The sequence below is a fragment of the Microbacterium galbinum genome (assembly GCF_023091225.1).
Classification (GTDB): Bacteria; Actinomycetota; Actinomycetes; order Actinomycetales; family Microbacteriaceae; genus Microbacterium; species Microbacterium galbinum.
Genome location: NZ_JAHWXM010000001.1, coordinates 243,925 through 264,089, shown reverse-complemented (window position 1 = coordinate 264,089; position 20,165 = coordinate 243,925). Strand labels below are relative to the sequence as shown.

18 protein-coding genes are annotated in these 20,165 nt (G+C 69.3%); 9 read left to right on the top strand and 9 right to left on the bottom strand.

The features are described from left to right. Nucleotides 1–3: 3 nt before the first annotated feature. Nucleotides 4–1,602, bottom strand: coding sequence for an ABC-F family ATP-binding cassette domain-containing protein (locus KZC52_RS01285; protein ID WP_247622268.1), 1,599 nt, complete (start codon nucleotides 1,600–1,602; stop codon nucleotides 4–6). A 162-nt stretch (nucleotides 1,603–1,764) separates the two neighbouring features. Between KZC52_RS01285 and KZC52_RS01280 the strand changes: the two genes are divergently transcribed. The 4 genes from KZC52_RS01280 to KZC52_RS01265 all read left to right on the top strand — a co-directional run bounded on the left by KZC52_RS01280 (nucleotide 1,765) and on the right by KZC52_RS01265 (nucleotide 5,773). Then, nucleotides 1,765–2,382 carry a DedA family protein gene (locus tag KZC52_RS01280; protein WP_247622267.1) on the top strand — a complete coding sequence of 206 codons (618 nt, stop codon included), beginning with the start codon at nucleotides 1,765–1,767 and terminating at the stop codon, nucleotides 2,380–2,382. A gap of 5 nt (nucleotides 2,383–2,387) precedes the next feature. Then, complete coding sequence (locus tag KZC52_RS01275; RefSeq protein WP_247622266.1) at nucleotides 2,388–3,641, top strand: sensor histidine kinase; 1,254 nt, start codon at nucleotides 2,388–2,390, stop codon at nucleotides 3,639–3,641. Continuing rightward, a complete protein-coding gene (locus KZC52_RS01270) occupies nucleotides 3,638–4,306 on the top strand; it encodes a response regulator (RefSeq protein WP_247622265.1) in 669 nt (222 codons plus the stop codon). The genes KZC52_RS01275 and KZC52_RS01270 overlap by 4 nt, the downstream gene beginning before the upstream one ends. Before the next feature lie 135 nt (nucleotides 4,307–4,441). Further along, the gene (locus tag KZC52_RS01265) at nucleotides 4,442–5,773 is read left to right on the top strand and encodes an acyltransferase family protein (RefSeq protein ID WP_247622264.1); all 1,332 of its coding nucleotides are present in this window, start codon (nucleotides 4,442–4,444) and stop codon (nucleotides 5,771–5,773) included. Here the strand turns inward: KZC52_RS01265 and KZC52_RS01260 are convergent. The 7 genes from KZC52_RS01260 to sufB are packed head-to-tail and all read right to left on the bottom strand — an operon-like array spanning nucleotide 5,742 to nucleotide 12,321. Beyond that, nucleotides 5,742–7,106: an MFS transporter gene (locus tag KZC52_RS01260; protein WP_247622263.1), complete on the bottom strand. Its 1,365-nt coding sequence runs from the start codon at nucleotides 7,104–7,106 to the stop codon at nucleotides 5,742–5,744. The two genes, KZC52_RS01265 and KZC52_RS01260, sit on opposite strands and share 32 nt — an antisense overlap. Next, nucleotides 7,103–8,257 carry a MalY/PatB family protein gene (locus KZC52_RS01255; protein ID WP_247622262.1) on the bottom strand — a complete coding sequence of 385 codons (1,155 nt, stop codon included), beginning with the start codon at nucleotides 8,255–8,257 and terminating at the stop codon, nucleotides 7,103–7,105. The genes KZC52_RS01260 and KZC52_RS01255 overlap by 4 nt, the downstream gene beginning before the upstream one ends. Further along, a complete protein-coding gene (locus KZC52_RS01250; protein ID WP_247622261.1) occupies nucleotides 8,257–8,592 on the bottom strand; it encodes a metal-sulfur cluster assembly factor in 336 nt (111 codons plus the stop codon). The genes KZC52_RS01255 and KZC52_RS01250 overlap by 1 nt, the downstream gene beginning before the upstream one ends. A gap of 9 nt (nucleotides 8,593–8,601) precedes the next feature. Beyond that, a complete protein-coding gene (gene sufC, locus KZC52_RS01245) occupies nucleotides 8,602–9,372 on the bottom strand; it encodes a Fe-S cluster assembly ATPase SufC (RefSeq protein ID WP_247622260.1) in 771 nt (256 codons plus the stop codon). Continuing rightward, nucleotides 9,373–9,699 carry a non-heme iron oxygenase ferredoxin subunit gene (locus tag KZC52_RS01240; protein ID WP_247622259.1) on the bottom strand — a complete coding sequence of 109 codons (327 nt, stop codon included), beginning with the start codon at nucleotides 9,697–9,699 and terminating at the stop codon, nucleotides 9,373–9,375. It abuts the gene before it with no gap. Beyond that, nucleotides 9,696–10,901 (bottom strand): Fe-S cluster assembly protein SufD, encoded by a 1,206-nt coding sequence (gene sufD, locus KZC52_RS01235; protein WP_247622258.1) that lies wholly within the window; start codon nucleotides 10,899–10,901, stop codon nucleotides 9,696–9,698. The genes KZC52_RS01240 and sufD overlap by 4 nt, the downstream gene beginning before the upstream one ends. A gap of 1 nt (nucleotide 10,902) precedes the next feature. Continuing rightward, complete coding sequence (sufB, locus tag KZC52_RS01230) at nucleotides 10,903–12,321, bottom strand: Fe-S cluster assembly protein SufB (protein ID WP_247622257.1); 1,419 nt, start codon at nucleotides 12,319–12,321, stop codon at nucleotides 10,903–10,905. 231 nt (nucleotides 12,322–12,552) lie between these two features. On the opposite strand from sufB, the gene KZC52_RS01225 reads away from it, so the two are divergent. After that, the gene (locus KZC52_RS01225) at nucleotides 12,553–13,695 is read left to right on the top strand and encodes a COX15/CtaA family protein (protein WP_247622256.1); all 1,143 of its coding nucleotides are present in this window, start codon (nucleotides 12,553–12,555) and stop codon (nucleotides 13,693–13,695) included. A gap of 82 nt (nucleotides 13,696–13,777) precedes the next feature. Beyond that, nucleotides 13,778–14,254, top strand: a complete 477-nt coding sequence (locus tag KZC52_RS01220) for a hypothetical protein (protein WP_247622255.1) — start codon at nucleotides 13,778–13,780, stop codon at nucleotides 14,252–14,254. On the opposite strand, the gene KZC52_RS01215 is transcribed toward KZC52_RS01220, so the two are convergent. Beyond that, entirely contained in the window at nucleotides 14,200–15,105 is a 906-nt protein-coding gene (locus KZC52_RS01215) for a heme o synthase (protein WP_372491577.1), read from the bottom strand. The genes KZC52_RS01220 and KZC52_RS01215 overlap by 55 nt on opposite strands. 216 nt (nucleotides 15,106–15,321) lie before the next feature. On the opposite strand from KZC52_RS01215, the gene tkt reads away from it, so the two are divergent. The 3 genes from tkt to KZC52_RS01200 are packed head-to-tail and all read left to right on the top strand — an operon-like array spanning nucleotide 15,322 to nucleotide 20,146. Continuing rightward, nucleotides 15,322–17,433 (top strand): transketolase, encoded by a 2,112-nt coding sequence (gene tkt / locus KZC52_RS01210; protein ID WP_247624678.1) that lies wholly within the window; start codon nucleotides 15,322–15,324, stop codon nucleotides 17,431–17,433. After that, entirely contained in the window at nucleotides 17,430–18,542 is a 1,113-nt protein-coding gene (gene tal / locus KZC52_RS01205) for a transaldolase (protein WP_247622254.1), read from the top strand. The genes tkt and tal overlap by 4 nt, the downstream gene beginning before the upstream one ends. Next, nucleotides 18,539–20,146, top strand: a complete 1,608-nt coding sequence (locus tag KZC52_RS01200; protein WP_247622253.1) for a glucose-6-phosphate isomerase — start codon at nucleotides 18,539–18,541, stop codon at nucleotides 20,144–20,146. The genes tal and KZC52_RS01200 overlap by 4 nt, the downstream gene beginning before the upstream one ends. Nucleotides 20,147–20,165 lie beyond the last annotated feature (19 nt).

Below are 20,165 nucleotides of genomic sequence, written 5' to 3'. Positions count from 1 at the left end.
GCGTCAGGCGAGCTCGATCAGGTCCTGGTACTCCTGGTTCCAGATGTCCTCCACGCCGTCCGGGAGGATGAGCACACGCTCGGGATTCAGCGACTGCACGGCGCCCGGGTCGTGCGAGACCAGCACGACGGCCCCCTCGTAGTGCGCGAGGGCGTCGAGGATCTCCTCGCGCGACGCGGGGTCGAGGTTGTTCGTGGGCTCGTCGAGAAGCAGCAGGTTCGCCGACGACACGACGAGGGTCGCGAGCGAGAGACGGGTCTTCTCCCCACCGGAGAGCACACCCGCCGGCTTCAGCACGTCGTCCCCCGTGAACAGGAAGGAGCCGAGCACGCGGCGCGCTTCCGTCTCGGTGATGTGCGGGGCCGCCGAGACCATGTTCTCGAGCACCGAACGATTCACGTCGAGGTTCTCGTGCTCCTGCGCGTAGTACCCGACCTTGAGGCCGTGGCCGGGCTCGAGCTGTCCCGTGTCGGGCTGATCGACGCCCGCGAGCATTCGCAGGAGCGTCGTCTTGCCGGCACCGTTCAGACCCAGCACGACGACCTTCGAACCGCGATCGATCGCCAGGTCGACGTCGGTGAAGATCTCGAGCGAACCGTACGACTTCGACAGCCCCGACGCCATGAGGGGCGTCTTGCCGCAGGGCGCGGGCTTCGGGAAGCGCAGCTTCGCGACCCGGTCCTGCTGCCGCACGTCGTCGAGTCCGGCGAGGAGCTTCTCGGCGCGCGCGACCATCTGGTGCGCGGCCGCGGCCTTCGACGCCTTCGCCCCGAAGCGAGCAGCCTGCAGCTGCAGCGTCGTCGCCTTCTTCTCGGCGTTGGCGCGCTCCTTCTTGCGGCGCTCTTCGTCGGCCACGCGCTGACGCAGGTAGTTCTTCCAGTTCATGTTGTACGTGTCGATGACCTGGCGGTTGGCATCGAGGTAGAACACGCGGTTGACGGTCTCGCCGACCAGTTCGACGTCGTGGCTGATCACGATCAGCCCGCCCTTGTACGTCTTGAGGAACTCGCGCAGCCACACCACGCTGTCGGCGTCGAGGTGGTTGGTCGGCTCGTCGAGGATCATCGTCTCGGCATCCGAGAAGAGGATGCGGGCGAGCTCGATGCGACGACGCTGACCACCCGACAGCGTCGACAGCGGCTGGTCGAGGATGCGGTCGGGAAGCGAGAGGTTGTGGGCGATGGATGCCGCCTGCGCCTCGGCGGCGTAGCCGCCCTGCGCCTCGAACTGCTCGGTCAGCGCCGCGTAGCGCTTCATGGCCTTCGCAGCGACGGCGGGGTCGTCCGATCCCATCGCGAGCGACGCCTCGGTCATGCCGAGATTGAGCTGGCCGAGACCACGGGCGTCGAGGATGCGCGTGCGCGCCAGGTCCTCCGGGTTGCCCGAGCGCGGGTCCTGCGGCAGATAGCCGAGCTCCCCCGAACGCGTCACGCTGCCGCCGGAGGGCAGGACGTCGCCGGCGAGCACCTTGGTGAGGGTGGTCTTGCCCGCTCCGTTGCGGCCGACGAGACCGATCTTGTCACCGTCGCCCACGCGGAACGACACGTTCTCCATCAGGAGGCGAGCGCCCACGCGGATCTCGAGTTCGTGCACGGCAAGCACAGCGGGATGTCCGTTCGTTCGGGAGGAAGGTGGCCGAGCGGCCAGCCTCCCAGTATAAGCGCCCCGACGGGACGGCCATCCCAGGAAGATCACTCCCCGGTGTGACGCGGTCGATACCGCAGAGGGATGACCGTCCTGCCACCCGGTTCGTAACGTTCGAGGGTGGACGTGATCAATGACCTCATTCTCCAGGCCGTGGCCTCGCCGTGGCTCGTGCTCGTGCTCTTCGCCGTCACGGTGCTCGACGGCTTCTTCCCTCCCGTGCCGAGCGAGACGGTGCTCGTCGCCGCCGCGGCCGCGTCGGTCTCGGGCGGAGGCACGAATCTGCTCCTCCTCGGCGTCGTGGCTGCGCTCGGCGCCGCACTGGGCGACAACATCGCGTTCCTCATCGGTCGGCGTCTCGGTACGTCCCGCGCGGGCTGGATGCGACGGCCGCGCGTCCGCGCCGCGTTCGCCCATGCCGAGCGCGCGCTGGAGACCCGCAGCGCCGCGCTGATCCTCGGCGCCCGCTACATCCCGGTCGGTCGTGTGGCGGTGAACATGACGGCCGGGGCCCTGCGCTTCCCCTGGCGACGGTTCCTGCCGCTCAGCCTCGTCGCGGGCGCGAGCTGGAGTGCGCTCAGTCTCGCGATCGGTCTGCTCGCCGGCAGCTGGATCAAGGATCAGCCGCTCCTGAGCGCCGGCGTCGGCATCGTCATCGCCCTGCTGATCGGCATCGTGATCGACCGCGTGTCTGCCGTCCGACACCGCCGGAGCGCGCCCGCCCACCTGGCAGGATGAAGATCATGACCCGTGTCCGACGTGCTCCCCGTCACTCCCGGCGGACGATCGCGTTCGTCGGCCTCTGGACGGTGACCGTCGGCCTGTACTCGGTGTTCGTCCCGGTCCACGCCGCCCTCTACGGAACCCCGGTCGCACTGGCGTTCCTGCTCGGCGCTGCGGTCTGCGGCGCCCTCCCCCTCTCGATCGCCCGCCCGCGCACGGCGATCGTGGTGTTCTGCACGGCGGTCCTCATCGTCCCGCTCGTCACCGACACTGCCCTCGCTGCGACCGCGCCTTGGCCGTGGTCGGTCCCCGCCACGCTCGCGTTCGTCGGCCTCGTCGGGCTCGTCACCGGTATCCACGGGGCGCGGCCGGGACTCCTCCTCCTCGTGCTCGCGCTCGTCGCATCGCTCACCGCCCCGCTGCTGCGCCCCGACATCATCGAGACGGCGAACGTCGCGGCGACCGCGACGGCCGATCTCATCGTCACCGCGTCCGTCGCCGCGGCCGCTTTCCTCCTCGCGCTGCTGATCGCGAGCCGCCTGCGCATCGGCGTCGAGCTCACGCGCGAGCGCGAGCATTCCGCCCTCGAGGAGTCGCGGCGCGCCTTGATCGAGGAACGCACCCGGATCGCCCGCGAACTCCACGACGTCATCGCGCACAGCATGTCGGTCATCCAGGTGCAGGCGTCGACGGCGCGATACCGCCTGCCATCGATCGACGACACCGCCGCGGCCGAGTTCGACGACATCGCCGCGACCGCGCGCACGTCGCTGAGCGAGATGCGACGGATGCTCGGGGTGCTGCGCACCGAGGATCAGGCCGTGGAACTCGCTCCGCAGAACGGCATCGACGACATCCCCGCGCTGGTCGACACCATCCGCCGCGCCGGCGTCGACGCCGGTCTCTCGCTCGTGGGAATGGATGCCGCGACATCCGCTCCCCCGGCGGTCCAGATCGCGGCCTACCGGATCGTGCAGGAGAGCCTCAGCAACGCGGTGCGGCATGCGTCCGGCAACGCGGTGACCGTTCAGCTGCAGGCGGATGCCGGCATTCTCCGCATCCGCGTGCGCAACGCCGCCCCCGCTGAGGCGCAGGATCGCGGCGCCGGGCACGGCCTGCGTGGAATGCGCGAGCGCGCCGAGGTGCTCGGCGGCAGTCTCTCGGCGGGCCCCGCTCCCGACGGCGCCTGGCTCGTCGAGGCCGCCCTCCCCTTGGCCGGAGGGCGCGACGATTTGCCGTCCCCGGCATCCGCCCCTCCGAAGGAGAACCCGTGACCATCAGCGTCCTCATCGCCGACGACCAGGCCATGGTGCGCGCAGGCTTCGCCGCGCTCCTCGACGCGCACGACGGCATCCGCGTCACCGGTCAGGCTTCCACGGGAACCGAAGCCGTGTCGCTCGCCGCACGGCTCGACCCCGACGTGATCCTCATGGACGTGCGGATGCCCGACCTCGACGGGATCGAGGCGACCCGCCGCATCCTCGGCTCCTCGTACCCCGCGGCGCATGTGCCCCGCATCCTCATGCTCACCACCTTCGACATCGACGACTACGTCTACGACGCCCTCGAGGCGGGGGCGAGCGGGTTCCTGCTCAAGGATGCGCTCCCGGAGGAACTGGTGCACGCCGTGCGCGTCGTCGCCGGGGGCGACGCGCTGCTCGCCCCGAGCGTGACCCGCCGGGTGATCGCGCAGTTCGCCGGACGTCGCCCCCGTACGCCCCGCGCGGCTTCCGCCCTCGCCGGGCTCACCGACCGTGAGCGCGAGGTGCTCGTGCTGATCGGCCGCGGGCGGTCCAACGGCGAGATCGCCGCCGAACTCTTCATCGCCGAGCAGACGGTCAAGACGCACGTCGGCAAGGTGCTCGCGAAGCTCGGACTCCGCGACCGTGTGCACGCGGTGATCCTGGCGTACGACACCGGACTCGTCGAGCCGTCCTGACCGTGCCCTCCTGACCGTACCCTCAGCGACGGCGGCGCCTCACCCCTCGGTACGGGGTCGAACGGCACCGCGGGGTGATGCCCTCCGCCGCACCGCGTCCATAACCTCCGGGAAGACCGTTCCCAAGGAGGATTCATGGCCATCGTGCAGGCACCCCCCGTCCGAGACATCCCGAGCGCCGAGGCTCGCGGCACCCGCGACACCGGCATCGACCTCGTCCGCTCGCTCTGCGTGATCGGCGTGGTGCTGCTGCACGCGATCATGGTCGGCGTCTCCGTGGTCGACGGACGCCCCGCCTTCGACAACGCCAGCACCGGCACGTGGTGGATCGTGCCCGTCAGCTGGGCGCTCCAGGTCATGCCCCTGTTCTTCGTCATCGGCGGGTTCTCCGGACTGCTCGCCTACCGTTCGGCGGTCGCCCGCGGGCGCGACGCGCGGAGCTTCATCGCGGGGCGGGTGCATCGACTGCTGCGGCCCGCCGTGGTCACGATCGCCGTGATCGGCGTCGCACTGTGGGCATTGACGCTTTTCGGGGTCCCCGCGGACCTCATCGCCGTCGCGGGCTACCGGTACGGGCAGCCGCTGTGGTTCCTCGCGGTCTTCCTGCTGTGCCAGGCACTCCTGCCCGCGCTCGTGCACCTGCACCGGACTCGGCCGCTCCTGATCCTCGCCGGGCTGGTCGCAGCCGCAGCCGCCGTCGACGCGGCGAGGGCGATCAGCGGAGTCGACGCCCTAGGGTTCCTCAACCTGGCGTTCGTCTGGCTCGCGCTCCAGCAGATCGGGTTCTTCCTCGCCGACGGCAGCATCGACTCCCTGCCCCGCCGCACCCGGGCGCGCATCGGCATGGGCGCAGCGCTCACCCTCTTTCTCGGTTTCGCCACCGGCCTCTGCTCCCCCGACCTGATCGCGCACATCAACCCGCCGACCTCCGCGCTGATCCTCGTCGGTATCGTGCACACCTGCGCCCTGTCGCTGAACCGCCCCCGTCTGTCCGCCCTCAGCGCTCGCCCTCTTGCCGCGGCCGTGAGCGGATTCGTCGGCCGACGGACGATGACGATCTACCTCTGGCACATGCCGGTACTGCTCGCCATGGCGGGCGTGACGGCGATCGTCGCGATCAGCGACGGCAGCACGCTCCCGGTGGCGGGAAGCGCCGCGTGGTGGGCGGATCGTCCGCTCTGGCTCGCGACGGCACTGACGCTCACCGCCCTCGTGGCCGTCCCGTTCACACGCATCGAGACGCGTCGTCCGCCGATGCCGACCGACGCGACCCGGCGCATCGCGCTCTCGGTGCTGAGCGGTCTGATCGGCGTGGTGCTGCTGCTCGTGACCGGCACGACACCCGTCACGGCGATGATCGCGGTCGGCCTGCTCGTCGTCGCTCTCCGCCTCGCGGCTGCGCCGGTACACGGCCGATGGATCCCCTGGTCGGCTCTCAGGAGCGTTCGGCCGCGTGCCCGAGCCTGAGACCCGGGATCGCCGCTGCCCCGACGAGCGCGAGGCAGAACACGAACACGACCCAGAACGTGCTCGCTCCGCCTCCGAGCGTCGCGACGGCGAGACCGGCGAAGGCGATCGTGACCGCCGAGCCCGTCGAGTCCGAGATCGAGAGTGCCGAGGAGTTGAACCCCTGGTTGCTCTCATCGGAGTACGCGAGCGTGAGCACGGTCAGCCGTGGGTACAGCAGGCCCATTCCGCCGCCGGCGAGGCCCCATCCGATCACGACCACGAGCGGCGAGATCCCGAACAGGGCGGCGAGGAGCACGCACAGCAGGGCCACCAGCAGCAGCGAGAGGCTGATCATGGTGATGCGGTGGTTTCCGAGCCGTTCGCCGTACTTCCCCTGCAGCGCGGATGCCCCGGCCCACGCGAGCGCGGCGAACATGAGGGCGATGCCGGCCCAGGTCGCCGTGAATTCGAAGCGCTCCATGAGCAGGTACGGGATGTACGCCTCCGCGGCGAAGAAGGCACCGGCGACGATGCCGCGCATGAGCACGACGCTCGGCAGCCCCCGTCCGGCCCGGAGCGCACCTCGGGGCAGCAGCGGGAGGATGGCGATGCCGATGACCGCCAGCGCGCCGATCGCGACCGGCCAGCGCACCTGCGGCACCATGTCGGCGGTGAAGCCGATCACGACGGCGAGAACGGCGACGACGACCGCGAGCAGCAGTCGGGCCGCGATCGTCCGCCGGTCCTGCGGCTCACCGTGGCCGAGATCGACTCCGCTCAGGCGCACCGCGATCACCGTGAACGCGATACCGGTGAGCACGGCGACCCCGAGGAACGTCCAACGCCAATCGATGTGCTCGGCCACCGCTCCGGCGAGGAAGGGGCCGATCATCGACGGCACGACCCAGGCCGCGGCGAACGCCGCGAAGATCCGCCCGTGCAGGTGCGGCGGATACAGCCGCGCGACGACGACGTAGAGCGCGACGGTCTGGCCACCGGCGCCCAGCCCCTGCACGAGTCGCCCGACGAGGAACTGGTGCATCGTGACGGCGAAGCCCGAGATCAGGAGTCCCACCAGGAACAGCGTGACCGCGACGTAGAGCGCACCCCGCGGCCCGCGGGCGTCCGACCAGGCGCCCGCGGCGACCATGCCGATGACACCGGTCGCGAGGGTACCCGAGAAGGCGACCGCATACAGCGCTCCGCCGTCGAGGGCCTCGCTGACGATCGGCATCACCGTCGTCACCGCAAGGGCCTCGATCGCGGCGAGGAAGATCAGCGCGATCGCGCCGGTCGTGACCCAGATGCGGCTCCGGTCCCAGATCGACGCGACGGGCGACGGGGCCGTCATCGCCCGACGAGCGCCGCGATGCGCTCGATGGCCTCGGTGAGGATCTCGGGACTCGTGCCGAAGTTCAGGCGCGCGAACCCCGTGCCCTCGTCGCCGAACGCCGAACCGTTGTGGAGGGCGACCTTGGCCTCGCGCAGGATGCGTCGCGAGGGATTGTCGCCCCACCCCAGGGGTCGCAGGTCGATCCAGGCGAGGTATCCGGCATCCGGCAGGCGGTAACGCGCCCCCGGAAGATGCCGCACGAGGAGATCCTCGAGAAGGATGCGGTTCTGGTCGAGCGTGCGGAGCAGACCGTCGAGCCAGGGGTCGCTCTCTTCCGAGAATGCGGCGACGGCAGCGATCAGACCGAACTGTCCCGTGCGCCAGACCACCTCGATGGGCAGGTCGCGCAGCACGGCGTACGTCGTCTCATCGGCTGCCACCATGAGCGCGCACTTGAGGCCGGCGAGATTGAACGCCTTGCTCGCACTGACCACGGCATAGCCGACCCGGCGGGCGGCATCGTTCACGGCGAGGAACGGAGTGAATCCCGTGCCGGGCTGCGCGAGCGGTGCGTGGATCTCGTCGGAGACCACCGCCGCACCGAACTCGGCGGCGAGATCCGCGAGGGCTGCCAGGGCGTCGCGATCGTGCACCGTTCCGGTCGGGTTGTGCGGGTTGCAGAGCAGGATGGCGGTGGCGCCGTCGTCGAAAGCCGCCCGGATGCCGTCGAGATCGAGTTCCCAGCGCGTACCGGTGTCGCGCAGGGGCACGCGCTCGACCTCCGCGCCGGCCTCCGCGACGAGGTCGTAGAAGGGCGGGTACACCGGAGGGGTGACGACGACGCGCTCCCCCGGTTGGGTGACCCGGCGGAGGATCTCGACGATCCCCATGCTCACATCCGCCGTGCTGCGCATGAGCGACGGGTCGGGCGCCCACCCGAACCTGCGCTCGGCGAACGCCGCGTAGGCCTCCTTCAGGGGAGTCCGCGACGCGATGTACCCCGTGTCACCGAGATCGAGCGCACGCTGGAGCGACGCCGTGATCTCCGGTGCGAGCGGGAAATCCGTCTCCGCCACGAACAGCGGCAGGACGTCCTCGGGGTACTCGCGCCATTTCTCGCTCGTGCGTCGGCGCAGCTCGGAGAGAGGCAGCGCCTTCACCTCGAGCATCAGATGGCGAAGCCGAGTGCTCGCATCATGTCGCGGCCGTCGTCGGTGATCCGCTCGGGACCCCACGGCGGCATCCATACCCAGTTGATGCGGAAGCGGTCGACGACCTTGTCCAGGGCCTGCGCGGTCTGCTCCTCGAGCACGTCCGTCAGCGGGCATCCGGCGCTCGTCAGCGTCATGTGGATGACGAGAGCGTCGTTCTCGTCATCCCACGCCAGGTCGTAGATGAGTCCGAGGTCGACGACGTTGATCCCGAGCTCGGGATCCATGACGTCCTTCAGAGCCTCGGTGACCTCGTCGTACTTCTCGTCGGTCAGCGTCGCGGTCGCGGTCATGCGGTCAGCCTACGCCTCGATGGGAGCGGCGGGGTCGAGGAAACGGTCGTATCCCTCGTCTTCCAGCCGGTCGGCGAGCTCGGGGCCGCCCTCTTCCACGATCTTGCCGGCGACGACCACGTGCACGAAGTCGGGGCGGATGTAGCGGAGGATGCGCGTGTAGTGCGTGATGAGGAGCACGCCGAGGCCGGTGGCCTCCTTGGCGCGGTTGACGCCCTCGGAGACGATCTTCAGCGCGTCGACGTCGAGGCCGGAGTCGGTCTCGTCGAGGATCGCGAACTTCGGCTGCAGGACCTCGAGCTGGAGGATCTCGTGACGCTTCTTCTCGCCGCCGGAGAACCCCTCGTTGACGTTGCGCTGAGCGAACTTCGGGTCCATGCGCAGGTTCGCCATGGCCGCCTTGACGTCCTTTGTCCACGCGCGGATCGCGGGGGCTTCGCCGTCGAGCGCGGTCTTGGCGGTGCGCAGGAAGTTGGTGACCGTCACGCCGGGGATCTCGACGGGGTACTGCATCGCGAGGAACAGACCGGCGCGTGCACGCTCGTCGACGCTCATCTCGAGCACGTCCTCACCGTCGAAGGTGATCGAACCACCGGTGACGGTGTACTTGGGGTGGCCGGCGATCGTGTAGGCCAGCGTGGACTTGCCCGAGCCGTTGGGGCCCATGATGGCGTGGGTCTCACCCGTGTTCATGGTCAGGGTGATTCCGTTGAGGATCGGGGTGGCCCCCGCCTCGGTCTCGACCGTCACGTGGAGGTCGCGGATCTCGAGAACAGACATTCAGATTTCCTTCGTCACAGTCGGGTCGATGAGCACGTCGTCGCCGTCGATCTCGACGACGTAGACGGGGACGGGCTCGTAAGCAGGGAGGTTCTGGGGCTTGCCGGTGAGCAGGGAGAATGCCGAGCCGTGGGCCCAGCACTCGACCGTGTCACCTTCGACGAAGCCCTCGGAGAGCGAGATGTCGCCGTGGGTGCAGGTGTCGCCGATCGCGTGGATCACGCCCTCGCCGTCCTTGATCACGGTGATCGGGACGCCATCGGGCTCGACGCGGATCGGCATGTCCTGCTCGAGCTCCGCGACACCGCAGACGCGCTGAGCGCTCATGCCGATACCGCCGCGAGCTCCGCCTCGATCGCAGCGAGGAGTTCGGACTCGAGCGCCGGGATGCCGAGGCGCTGGACGATGTCGGTGAGGAAGCCGAGCACGACGAGACGGCGTGCCTCCTCCTCGGTGATACCACGAGCCTGCAGGTAGAAGAGCTGCTCGTCGTCGAAACGACCCGTCGCGCTCGCGTGTCCGGCGCCGAGGATGTCGCCCGTCTCGATCTCGAGGTTCGGGATCGAGTCGGCGCGGGCGCCCTCGGTGAGCACGAGGTTGCGGTTCGCCTCGTAGGAGTCGGTGCCGGTGGCATCCGGGCCGATCAGCACATCGCCGATCCAGACGCTGTGGGCGCTCTCGCCCTGCAGCGCGCCCTTGTACAGGACGTCGCCCTTGGTGTGCGGGCCCTTGTGGTGCAGGTAGACCTGGCTCTCGAGGTGCTGGCCGGCGTCGGCGTACGACAGACCGTAGAGGTAGCCCTCCGAGCCTGCACCCGCGAGCTCCACGTTGGGGTTCACGCGCACCACACCGCCACCGAAGCTGATGACGAAGTGCTTGAGCACGGCATCCGCATCGACACGGGCCTGATGCGCCGACGTGTGCACCGCGGCATCCTGCCACTGCTGGAGGGTCACCACGGTGAGACGCGACCCGGCGCGGGCGATGATCTCGACGTTCTGCGCGTACTGCGCGGCACCGATGTGGTTCAGCACGACGGTCGCCGAGCTGTGCTCGAGAGCCTCGATCACGATGTGGGCGTCGGCGCGCTTCTCGGCACCGCGACCCTCGATGGTGAGGAGGATCGGCTCCGCGACCTCTTCCTCACGCGGGATGCGGATGTGCATCGCCTCCGTGGCACCCTGCCAGGCAACCGCGCCGGTGATGTCCTCGCCGCGGAAGAACTCGCCGCGAGGAGCCGCGCCGATCGCGAGCGGTGCCGCGAGGTACTGCTCGCCGGCGGAGAACTCGTAGGCGACGCCGTCGTTCTGCGCGGCGGTCTCGAAGAGCGCCGTCAGCTTCGCGACAGGGGTGTGCTTCCAGTTCACCTCGCGCCCCGTCGGCACGCCGAAATCGGCGGGCTCGAAGGAGTGCGGGCGTTCGGAGCGGGTCTGCACCGGCACGAAGCCGGCGTCCGCCACCTGCGCCGCCGGGTCGACGTGCGCGCTCGAATAATGCGACGCCGTGGGCGTCGTCGTCTGGGAGGTCATCTCAGCCGACCGATCCTTCCATGCCCATCTCGATGAGCTTGTTCAACTCCATCGCGTACTCCATCGGCAGCTCGCGCGCGATCGGCTCGATGAAGCCGCGCACGATCATCGCCATGGCCTCGTCCTCCGGCATGCCGCGCGACTGCAGGTAGAAGAGCTGCTCCTCGCTGACCTTGGAGACGGTGGCCTCGTGACCGAGCTGCACGTCGTCGACGCGGATGTCGATCGCCGGGTAGGTGTCGGAGCGCGACTTGGTGTCGACGAGCAGCGCGTCGCATCGCACGGTGTTCGCCGAGTGGTGGGCGTTCGCATCGACGCGGACCTCGCCGCGATATCCCGCACGACCGCCGCCACGGGCGATCGACTTCGAGACGATCGACGACTGCGTGTACGGAGCCATGTGGATCATCTTCGCGCCGGCATCCTGGTGCTGGCCGGGGCCGGCGAAGGCGACCGAGAGCGTCTCGCCCTTGGCGTGCTCGCCCATGAGGTAGATCGACGGGTACTTCATCGTCACCTTCGAGCCGATGTTGCCGTCGACCCACTCCATCGTCGCCCCCTCGTGCGCGACCGCGCGCTTGGTGACGAGGTTGTAGACGTTGTTCGACCAGTTCTGGATCGTCGTGTACCGAACGCGGGCGTTCTTCTTCACGATGATCTCGACGACGGCCGAGTGCAGGGAGTCGGACTTGTAGATCGGGGCCGTGCAGCCCTCGATGTAGTGCACGTAGCTGTCCTCGTCCGCGATGATCAGGGTGCGCTCGAACTGCCCCATGTTCTCGGTGTTGATGCGGAAGTACGCCTGGAGCGGGATCTCGACGTGCACGCCCTTGGGGACGTAGACGAAGGAGCCGCCCGACCAGACGGCCGTGTTGAGGGCGGCGAACTTGTTGTCGCCGGCGGGGATGACCGAGCCGAAGTACTCCTCGAAGAACTCGGGGTGCTCGCGGAGAGCGGTGTCGGTGTCCATGAAGATGACGCCCTGCTGCTCCAGGTCCTCGCGGATCTGGTGGTAGACGACCTCGGACTCGTACTGCGCGGCGACGCCGGCGACGAGACGCTGGCGCTCGGCCTCCGGGATGCCGAGGCGCTCGTAGGTCTCGCGGATCTCGGCGGGGAGGTCCTCCCACGACTGCGCCTGCTTCTCGGTCGAGCGCACGAAGTACTTGATGTTGTCGAAGTCGATGTCGCTGAGGTCGGCGCCCCAGGTCGGCATCGGCTTGCGGCCGAACAGCTGATAGCCCTTGAGCCGGGTCTTCAGCATCCATTCGGGTTCGCTCTTGAGCGCCGAGATACCGCGGACGACCTCTTCGGAGATCCCGCGTTTCGCGACGGCGCCGGCGGCGTCAGCGTCGTGCCAGCCGAACTCGTACACCCCCAGGCCATCGAGCTCCGGGCGGTCGATCAGCACATCCGACATCACACTCTCCTCATTGGGCCTCAACGGTGTCATCCGCCCCGACACACCTGATCCCCGTCGAGTCTGCGGGGAGCGGGTGCCGCTGGTGGGCCCTCATCACCGGCGCATCCTTCGCGCCTAAACTGTTATCGATGCTTCCGCGCCCTCGAGCGCGCATCGCAACAATCCGATTCTACAGGCTCCGCTTCGCGGACGGGCCGCCCGTCCTGCGCGAAGCGCGCCGGAGGCCCCATGCCCGACACCGCCACGCCCGCCCGCACCACCGCCGCGGAGCTCGATCTGCGACCCGCAGCATTCACTTCGCCGTGGGGACGCGTCCTCCGCGTGTTCGCGTGGCTGTCGTTCCTCACCGAGACGATCATCATCGGGACGGGTGGGGCCGTGCGCCTGACGGGCTCCGGACTCGGATGCTCGGAGTGGCCGCTCTGCACACCGGAGTCCCTCGTGCCGATTTTGGCGGACCAGGGCATCCACGGCGCGATCGAGTTCGGCAACCGGCTGATGACCGGCGTCGTGGGCGTCATCGCGCTGGTGGTCGTGCTGCTCGTGCTGCACCTGACCGACGGATCGCGCTCGGTCTTCCGCGCGCTCCGCTATGCGGCGGGCGGCATCGTGGCGGCCGCGGCCGCGTTCGCTCTCGTCACCCTCACCGGCGTTCCGGTGCCCGCGTTCCCCGTGGCATCCGCAGTCCTGCTCCTCGCGGTGATCGCCGCCGCGATCCACACGACGCGTCGCACCTCGGCGCGCCGCGATCTCCTCGTCCTGGCCTGGGTCGTGTTCGCCGGCGTCATGGCGCAGGCGCTCGTCGGCGGCATCACGGTGCTCACCGGCCTGAACCCGTTCATCGTCGGATTCCACTACACGTCGTCCCTGCTCCTGGTGTGCGTCACGGCCGCATTCCTGGTGCGCCTGTACGCGGCTCCGGGACCGCGCGAGCGCGCGGTGCCGACCTGGTTCATGATCCTCAGCCACGTCACCGGGCTGGCTCTCGCGGTCACCATCCTGTTCGGCGTACTGACGACCGGATCCGGCCCGCACTCCGGCGACCAGGATGTGCTGCGGCACGGATTCGACGCGACCGTGCTCGCGCACGTGCACTCCTGGCCCGGGTACATCCTCGCCGCTCTGGTGCTCGCCCTGACGATCGCCGCCTGGGCGCTGCGCCTCCCGCCGCGGAAGTGGCTCGTCGTCCTGGTCCTGGCCATCGCGATCCAGGTCGGCGTCGGGGTCTGGCAGGCGCGCGCGGGACTCCCGCCTCTGCTGGTCGGCATCCACATGGTGCTCGCCTCGCTCTCGGCAGCGACCTACACCGTCGTCGTGCTGAAGCTGAAGCGCCCGGTCGCCGACGAGGTCAGGACCCCCTCCGCCGGCTGATCGGACGTCTCAGAGTCCGCGGACAGCCGATCCATAGGCTGCGCATACCGGAGTCATCAGCGCGTCCGTGATCGTGGTCGGCATGAACAAGTCACTGACACGCAGCATCGGATTCTGGCTGCTCCTCGTGCTCGCACTCGCCTCGACCGCGGTGGGTGGGTGGCTCATCTCCGGGCAGATCGGGACGATGACCACGACGCTCCTCGACAACACCGCGACGGGCGTCGACGTCTACGTCGGTCAGTCGCTGGTCGTCGTGGGCTCCGCACTGCTCGGCGCGGGCGTGCTCGGCATCCTCCTCGCCGTCGCCCTCGTCGCCGTGCAGTCGCTGATCCCCGCGGCGACGCCCGTCGTCGTCGAGCCGATCGACTGGACGGCCGAGGTCGACGACACGACTGCTCCGGTGGGCGACGCGACGGTCACGGCCGTCGACGAGACCTCAGCGGATGAGGCCCTCGGCACTCCGGTGAACGACGACGTCGAGGCGGATGCCGAGACCGACGATCAGAAGGGCAGCAGCGGGTCGACCGCGACCGCGACGAAGATCAACGTCAAGTAGGTGATCGAGGCGTGGAAGACTCGCATCGGCCGCGCCTCGGTCCCCCGCACCGCACGGTTGTACAGGCGGTGCGACTCGTAGACGAACCATCCGCCGAAGACCAGGGCCGACACCGTGTAGACGAGGCCCATGTTCGCGATCGGCACCAGCAACAGAGAACAGGCCAGCGTCGCCCAGGCGTAGAGGATGACCTGGAGTCCGACCTGCGAGGCGTTGCGCGTCACGCCGAGCATGGGCACGTCGACGTCGTCGTAGTCATCACGGTACTTCATCGACAGCGGCCAGTAGTGCGGCGGCGTCCACAGGAAGATCAGCAGGAACAGGATTAACGCGGGCCAGTCGAGCGATCCGGTCACGGCCGCCCAGCCGATCAGCACCGGGAAGCACCCGGCGATCCCGCCCCAGACGATGTTCTGCTCGGTCCGGCGCTTGAGGAGCATCGTGTAGATCACGACGTAGAAGAAGATCGCGAAGGCCGAGAGAGCGGCCGCGAGCCAGTTCGTGGTGACCAGCAGCCAGACCGTCGAGAGCACCGCGAGGGTCCAGGAGAACACCAGCGCGCCGCGCGGCGTGACCTCGCCCGTCACGAGCGGGCGGTTCTCGGTGCGGTGCATGTGCGCGTCGATGTCGCGGTCGAGGTACATGTTGAACGCCGCGGCGGAGCCGGCGCTCATCGCGCCGCCGATCACGGTCGCCAGCACCAGCCACAGATCGGGCATGCCGCCGTACGCCAGGAACATCACCGGCACGGTCGACACGAGGAGCAGCTCGAGGACGCGCGGCTTGGTGAGGGCGACGTACGCCTTCACCGTGCGACCGATGGACCGCTTCCCCACGGTCTGATCAGACATCGTCGAGATCTCGATCGCCTCCTCCACACGCGTCATGACAACCCTTCCAGTCTAGGGCACGCGGCGGGGCGGACTCGGAGCGTAAGACGGGGTCTGGGGTCGGACCCACCCCGCTATGCTGAAAACACTCGCGCCCGGCGCTGTGCACACTCTCCGTGACGATGCGGAGGCGCAGGGAATACGGGCGCCCTCGAAACTGTCGGAAAGGGCATGAACGTGTCGGAATTGCAGTGGGATGAGATCGATCGGCGCGCGGTGGACACCGCTCGCCTCCTGGCGGCGGACGCCGTGGAGAAGGTCGGAAACGGGCATCCCGGCACGGCCATGAGCCTCGCTCCTGCCGCCTACCTCCTCTACCAGCGCGTGCTGCGGCACGACCCGACCGACACCGACTGGCTCGGTCGCGACCGCTTCATCCTCTCGGTCGGACACTCCTCGCTCACGCAGTACGTGCAGCTCTACCTCGGCGGCTTCGGCCTCGAGCTCGACGACCTGAAGGCGCTCCGCACCTGGGGCTCGCTCACGCCGGGACACCCCGAGTACGGTCACACCAAGGGCGTCGAGATCACCACCGGTCCCCTGGGCCAGGGCCTCGCGTCGGCCGTGGGCTTCGCCTACGCCGCCCGCTACGAGCGCGGCCTGTTCGACCCCGAGGCGGCAGCGGGCACCAGCCCGTTCGACCACTTCGTCTACGTCATCGCCGGTGACGGCGACCTGCAGGAAGGCGTGACGAGCGAGGCGTCCTCGCTCGCGGGCCACCAGCAGCTCGGCAACCTCATCGCCATCTACGACTCGAACCAGATCTCCATCGAGGACGACACCAACGTCGCCTTCACGGAAGACGTCGCGAAGCGCTACGAGGCTTACGGCTGGCAGGTGCAGACGGTCGACTGGAAGAAGACCGGCGAGTACGTCGAGGACGTCGCCGAGCTGAACGCGGCCATCGACGCCGCGAAGGGCGAGACCTCCAAGCCCTCGCTCATCATCCTCAAGACGATCATCGGCTGGCCGTCGCCCGGCAAGCAGAACTCCGGCAAGATCCACGGTTCGGCGCTCGGCGCCGACGAGCTCGCCGCCACCAAGAAGGTCCTCGGCTTCGACGCCGAGGAGACGTTCGTCGTCGCCGACGACGTCATCGCCCACACCCGCGGTCTCGCCGACCGCGCCGCCGGCATCCGTGCCGAGTGGCAGGAGTCCTTCGACGCCTGGGCCGCGGCGAACCCCGAGCGCAAGCAGCTCCTCGACCGTCTCGAGGCGGGCGAACTGCCCGCCGACATCCAGAACGCCCTGCCGGTCTTCGAGGCCGGCAAGGACGTCTCGACCCGTGCGGCCTCCGGCCAGGTCATCAACGCGCTCGCCGCCGAGCTCCCCGAGCTCTGGGGCGGATCGGCCGACCTCGCCGAGTCGAACCTCACGACGATCAAGGGCGCCCCGTCGTTCATCCCGGCCGAGTGGTCCACCCACGAGTGGTCGGGCAGCCCGTACGGCCGCGTGCTGCACTTCGGCATCCGCGAGCACGCCATGGGCGCGATCGTCAACGGCATCGTGCTGCACGGGAAGACGCGCGCCTTCGGCGGTACGTTCCTCATCTTCAGCGACTACATGCGCCCCGCCGTGCGTCTGGCCGCGCTCATGAACGTGCCCAGCGTCTTCGTCTGGACCCACGACTCCGTCGCGCTCGGCGAGGACGGACCCACGCACCAGCCGATCGAGCAGCTCGCGACCCTGCGCGCCATCCCGAACCTCGCGGTGGTGCGCCCCGCCGACGCGAACGAGACCTCGGCCGCCTGGCTCGAGATCCTGCGTCGCCAGGCGGGTCCGGCCGGCATCGCCCTCACCCGTCAGAACATCCCGGTGTTCGAGCGCGGCGAGGGTGACGCGGAAGGCGAGGTCTTCGCCTCGGCCGACCGCACCGCCCGCGGTGCCTACGTGCTGGCGGAAGCCGCGAACGGCACGCCCGACGTCATCATCGTCGCCACCGGATCCGAGGTGCAGCTCGCCGTCGAGGCCCGCGCCGCACTCGCCTCCGAGGGAATCGGCGTGCGCGTCGTGTCGGCCCCCTCGCTCGAGTGGTTCGACGAGCAGGACGAGGCCTACCGCGAGAGCGTGCTCCCCGCCGCCGTCACCGCGCGCGTGTCGGTCGAGGCCGGCTCCGTGCTCACGTGGCGCGGCATCGTCGGCGACCGCGGACGCTCGGTCGGCATCGACCACTTCGGCGCATCCGCCGACTACAAGACCCTGTTCCAGAAGTTCGGTATCACCACGGAGGCCGTGATCGCGGCCGCTCGCGAGACCATCGCCGCACACAGCACCAAGGAGAACGCATGAGCACCCCCACCGCACAGCTCGCCGCCGCCGGCGTCAGCATCTGGCTCGACGACCTCTCGCGCACCCGCATCTCCTCCGGCAACCTCGCCGAGCTGATCGAGACGCGCAACGTCGTCGGTGTCACCACGAACCCGACGATCTTCGCGAACGCGCTCACCGACAAGAGCAACACGTCTTACGACGCCCAGGTCACCGAGCTCGCCGCCTCCGGCGCCTCCGCCGAGGAGGCCGTGTTCGCGGCCACCACGCAGGACGTCGCCGCCGCACTCGACGTGTTCCGTCCGGTGTGGGAGGCCTCGAACCACGTCGACGGCCGCGTGTCGATCGAGGTCTCCCCCGACCTCGCTCATGACACCGACGGCACCGTCGCATCGGCCAAGGAGCTGTGGAGCAAGATCGACCGCCCCAACCTCCTCGTCAAGATCCCCGCGACGAAGGCGGGCCTGCCGGCGATCACCGAGGCGATCGCCGCGGGCATCAGCGTCAACGTCACCCTGATCTTCAGCCTCGAGCGCTACGAAGAGGTCATCGACGCCTACCTCGCGGGCCTCGAGCGCGCGCAGGCGGCGGACATCGACCTCGCCGGCATCCACTCGGTCGCCTCGTTCTTCGTGTCGCGCGTCGACACCGAGACCGACAAGCGCCTCGACGCGATCGGCACCGACCAGGCGAAGGCCCTCAAGAGCAAGGCCGGCCTAGCCAACGCGCGTCTGGCCTACGAGCTGTTCGAGAAGAAGTTCGCCGAGAAGCGCGCGCAGGATCTCCTCGCCGCCGGCGCGAACCTGCAGCGCCCGCTCTGGGCCTCCACCGGCGTCAAGGACCCCTCGCTGCCCGACACGCTCTACGTGACCGAGCTCGTCGCGGCCGGCGTCGTGAACACGATGCCGGAGAAGACGCTCGAGGCGACCTTCGACCACGCCGTCGTCACCGGTGACACCATCACGGGCGGTTACGCCGAGGCGCACGCCGTCTTCGACGCGCTGGCGGAGGTCGGAATCGACCTCGTCGACGTCACCCAGGTGCTGGAGGACGAGGGCGTCGCGAAGTTCATCGACTCCTGGCACGACCTGCTCGCACAGGTCGCCGAGACGCTGGAGGCACAGCGATGACCTTCGGCATCCACGCCTCCGGCGACGCTCGCGTCGCGATCGACGAGGTTGTCCCCGCACTCGTGCGCGACCTGGTCGCCTCGCGGATCACCGGCGGAGACCCGACCCTCTGGGGCCCGGCGGCCGAGGCCGAGGCCTCCATCCGTCTGGGCTGGGTCGAGGCCGTCTCGGTCTCGCGTCCGCTCGTCGACGAGATCGTCGCACTCCGCGAACAGCTCGCCTCGAAGGGCGTCGACCGCGTCGTCCTCGCGGGCATGGGCGGATCGTCGCTCGCCCCCGAGGTGATCGCTCAGACCGCGGGCAAGCCGCTCACGATCCTCGACTCGACGGCACCGGGCCAGGTGCTCGCGGCCCTCGACGAAGGACTCGCCGACACCGTGCTCGTCGTCTCCTCGAAGTCGGGCTCGACCGTCGAGACCGACTCCCAGCGCCGTACGTTCGAGGCCGCCTTCCGCGACCTCGGCATCGACCCGCTGGAGCGCATCGTCATCGTCACCGACCCGGGCTCCCCGCTCGACGTCTCGGCGCGCGAGACCGGCTACCGCGTGTTCAACGCCGACCCGAACGTCGGCGGACGCTACTCCGCGCTGACCGCGTTCGGCCTCGTGCCGTCCGGCCTCGCGGGCGTCGACATCGACGAGCTCCTGAACGAGGCCGAGGCCTCGCTGCTCGAGGTCGCGGTCGACTCGGCCGAGAACCCCGCACTGCGCCTCGGCGCGGCCATCGCCGCGACCAATCCCCGCCGCGACAAGCTCGGCCTCATCACCGACGGCACCCACATCAAGGGCCTGCCGGACTGGATTGAGCAGTTGATCGCCGAGTCCACGGGCAAGGACGGCACGGGAATCCTCCCCGTGGTCCTGCTGCCGGTCTCCCCCGAGCTCGATTCCAAGCCCGCCGACCTCCAGATCGTCCGTCTCGTCGACGACGCCAACGAGTTCCACCTGCACGAGCGTCACGAGGGCGAGATCCTCGTCAGCGGCTCGCTCGGCGCGCAGCTCATCGTCTGGGAGTACGCCACCGCGATCGCCGGCCACCTGCTGCGGATCAACCCGTTCGACCAGCCCGACGTCGAGTCGGCGAAGGTCGCGGCCCGCGGTCTACTCGACGCGCGCCCGGAGCCGACCGCTCCGGCGTTCACCGAGAACGGCGTCGAGGTGCGCGTGTCCGACCCGGCTCTCGCCGTCTCGGGCACCGTCGAAGGCGTGCTGGACGCCCTGTGGGCGCAGCTCGCCGAAGACGGCTACGTCTCGATCCAGGCCTACGTCAACCGCCTCGAGGTCCCGCAGCTGCAGGGTCTCCGCGAGCTCGTCGCCGCCGATTCCGGTCGCCCGACGACGTTCGGCTGGGGACCGCGTTTCCTGCACTCCACGGGTCAGTACCACAAGGGAGGCCCCGCCCAGGGCGTCTTCCTGCAGATCCTCGAGCGCACCGATGTCGATCTCGAGATCCCGGAGCGACCGTTCACGTTCGGCCAGCTCATCGAGGCTCAGGCTGCCGGCGACGCCGCAGTCCTGGCCGAGCACGGTCGCCCCGTCGTCTCCCTGACGATCACCGACTCGTCGGCCGACGTGCTCACCCTCTTCGAAGCCGCACAGAAGTAGTCAGCAGGAGAATCCCTCA

Excerpts from the sequence above, each read along its gene's own strand:
- KZC52_RS01275 (WP_247622266.1), top strand. The coding sequence starts at position 2,388 with ATGACCCGTGTCCGACGTGCTCCCCGTCACTCCCGGCGGACGATCGCG.
- KZC52_RS01265 (WP_247622264.1), top strand. The coding sequence starts at position 4,442 with ATGGCCATCGTGCAGGCACCCCCCGTCCGAGACATCCCGAGCGCCGAG.
- KZC52_RS01260 (WP_247622263.1), bottom strand. The coding sequence starts at position 7,106 with ATGACGGCCCCGTCGCCCGTCGCGTCGATCTGGGACCGGAGCCGCATC.
- KZC52_RS01255 (WP_247622262.1), bottom strand. The coding sequence starts at position 8,257 with ATGCTCGAGGTGAAGGCGCTGCCTCTCTCCGAGCTGCGCCGACGCACG.
- KZC52_RS01250 (WP_247622261.1), bottom strand. The coding sequence starts at position 8,592 with ATGACCGCGACCGCGACGCTGACCGACGAGAAGTACGACGAGGTCACC.
- sufC (WP_247622260.1), bottom strand. The coding sequence starts at position 9,372 with ATGTCTGTTCTCGAGATCCGCGACCTCCACGTGACGGTCGAGACCGAG.
- KZC52_RS01240 (WP_247622259.1), bottom strand. The coding sequence starts at position 9,699 with ATGAGCGCTCAGCGCGTCTGCGGTGTCGCGGAGCTCGAGCAGGACATG.
- sufD (WP_247622258.1), bottom strand. The coding sequence starts at position 10,901 with ATGACCTCCCAGACGACGACGCCCACGGCGTCGCATTATTCGAGCGCG.
- sufB (WP_247622257.1), bottom strand. The coding sequence starts at position 12,321 with ATGTCGGATGTGCTGATCGACCGCCCGGAGCTCGATGGCCTGGGGGTG.
- KZC52_RS01225 (WP_247622256.1), top strand. The coding sequence starts at position 12,553 with ATGCCCGACACCGCCACGCCCGCCCGCACCACCGCCGCGGAGCTCGAT.
- KZC52_RS01220 (WP_247622255.1), top strand. The coding sequence starts at position 13,778 with ATGAACAAGTCACTGACACGCAGCATCGGATTCTGGCTGCTCCTCGTG.
- KZC52_RS01215 (WP_372491577.1), bottom strand. The coding sequence starts at position 15,105 with ATGTCTGATCAGACCGTGGGGAAGCGGTCCATCGGTCGCACGGTGAAG.
- tal (WP_247622254.1), top strand. The coding sequence starts at position 17,430 with ATGAGCACCCCCACCGCACAGCTCGCCGCCGCCGGCGTCAGCATCTGG.
- KZC52_RS01200 (WP_247622253.1), top strand. The coding sequence starts at position 18,539 with ATGACCTTCGGCATCCACGCCTCCGGCGACGCTCGCGTCGCGATCGAC.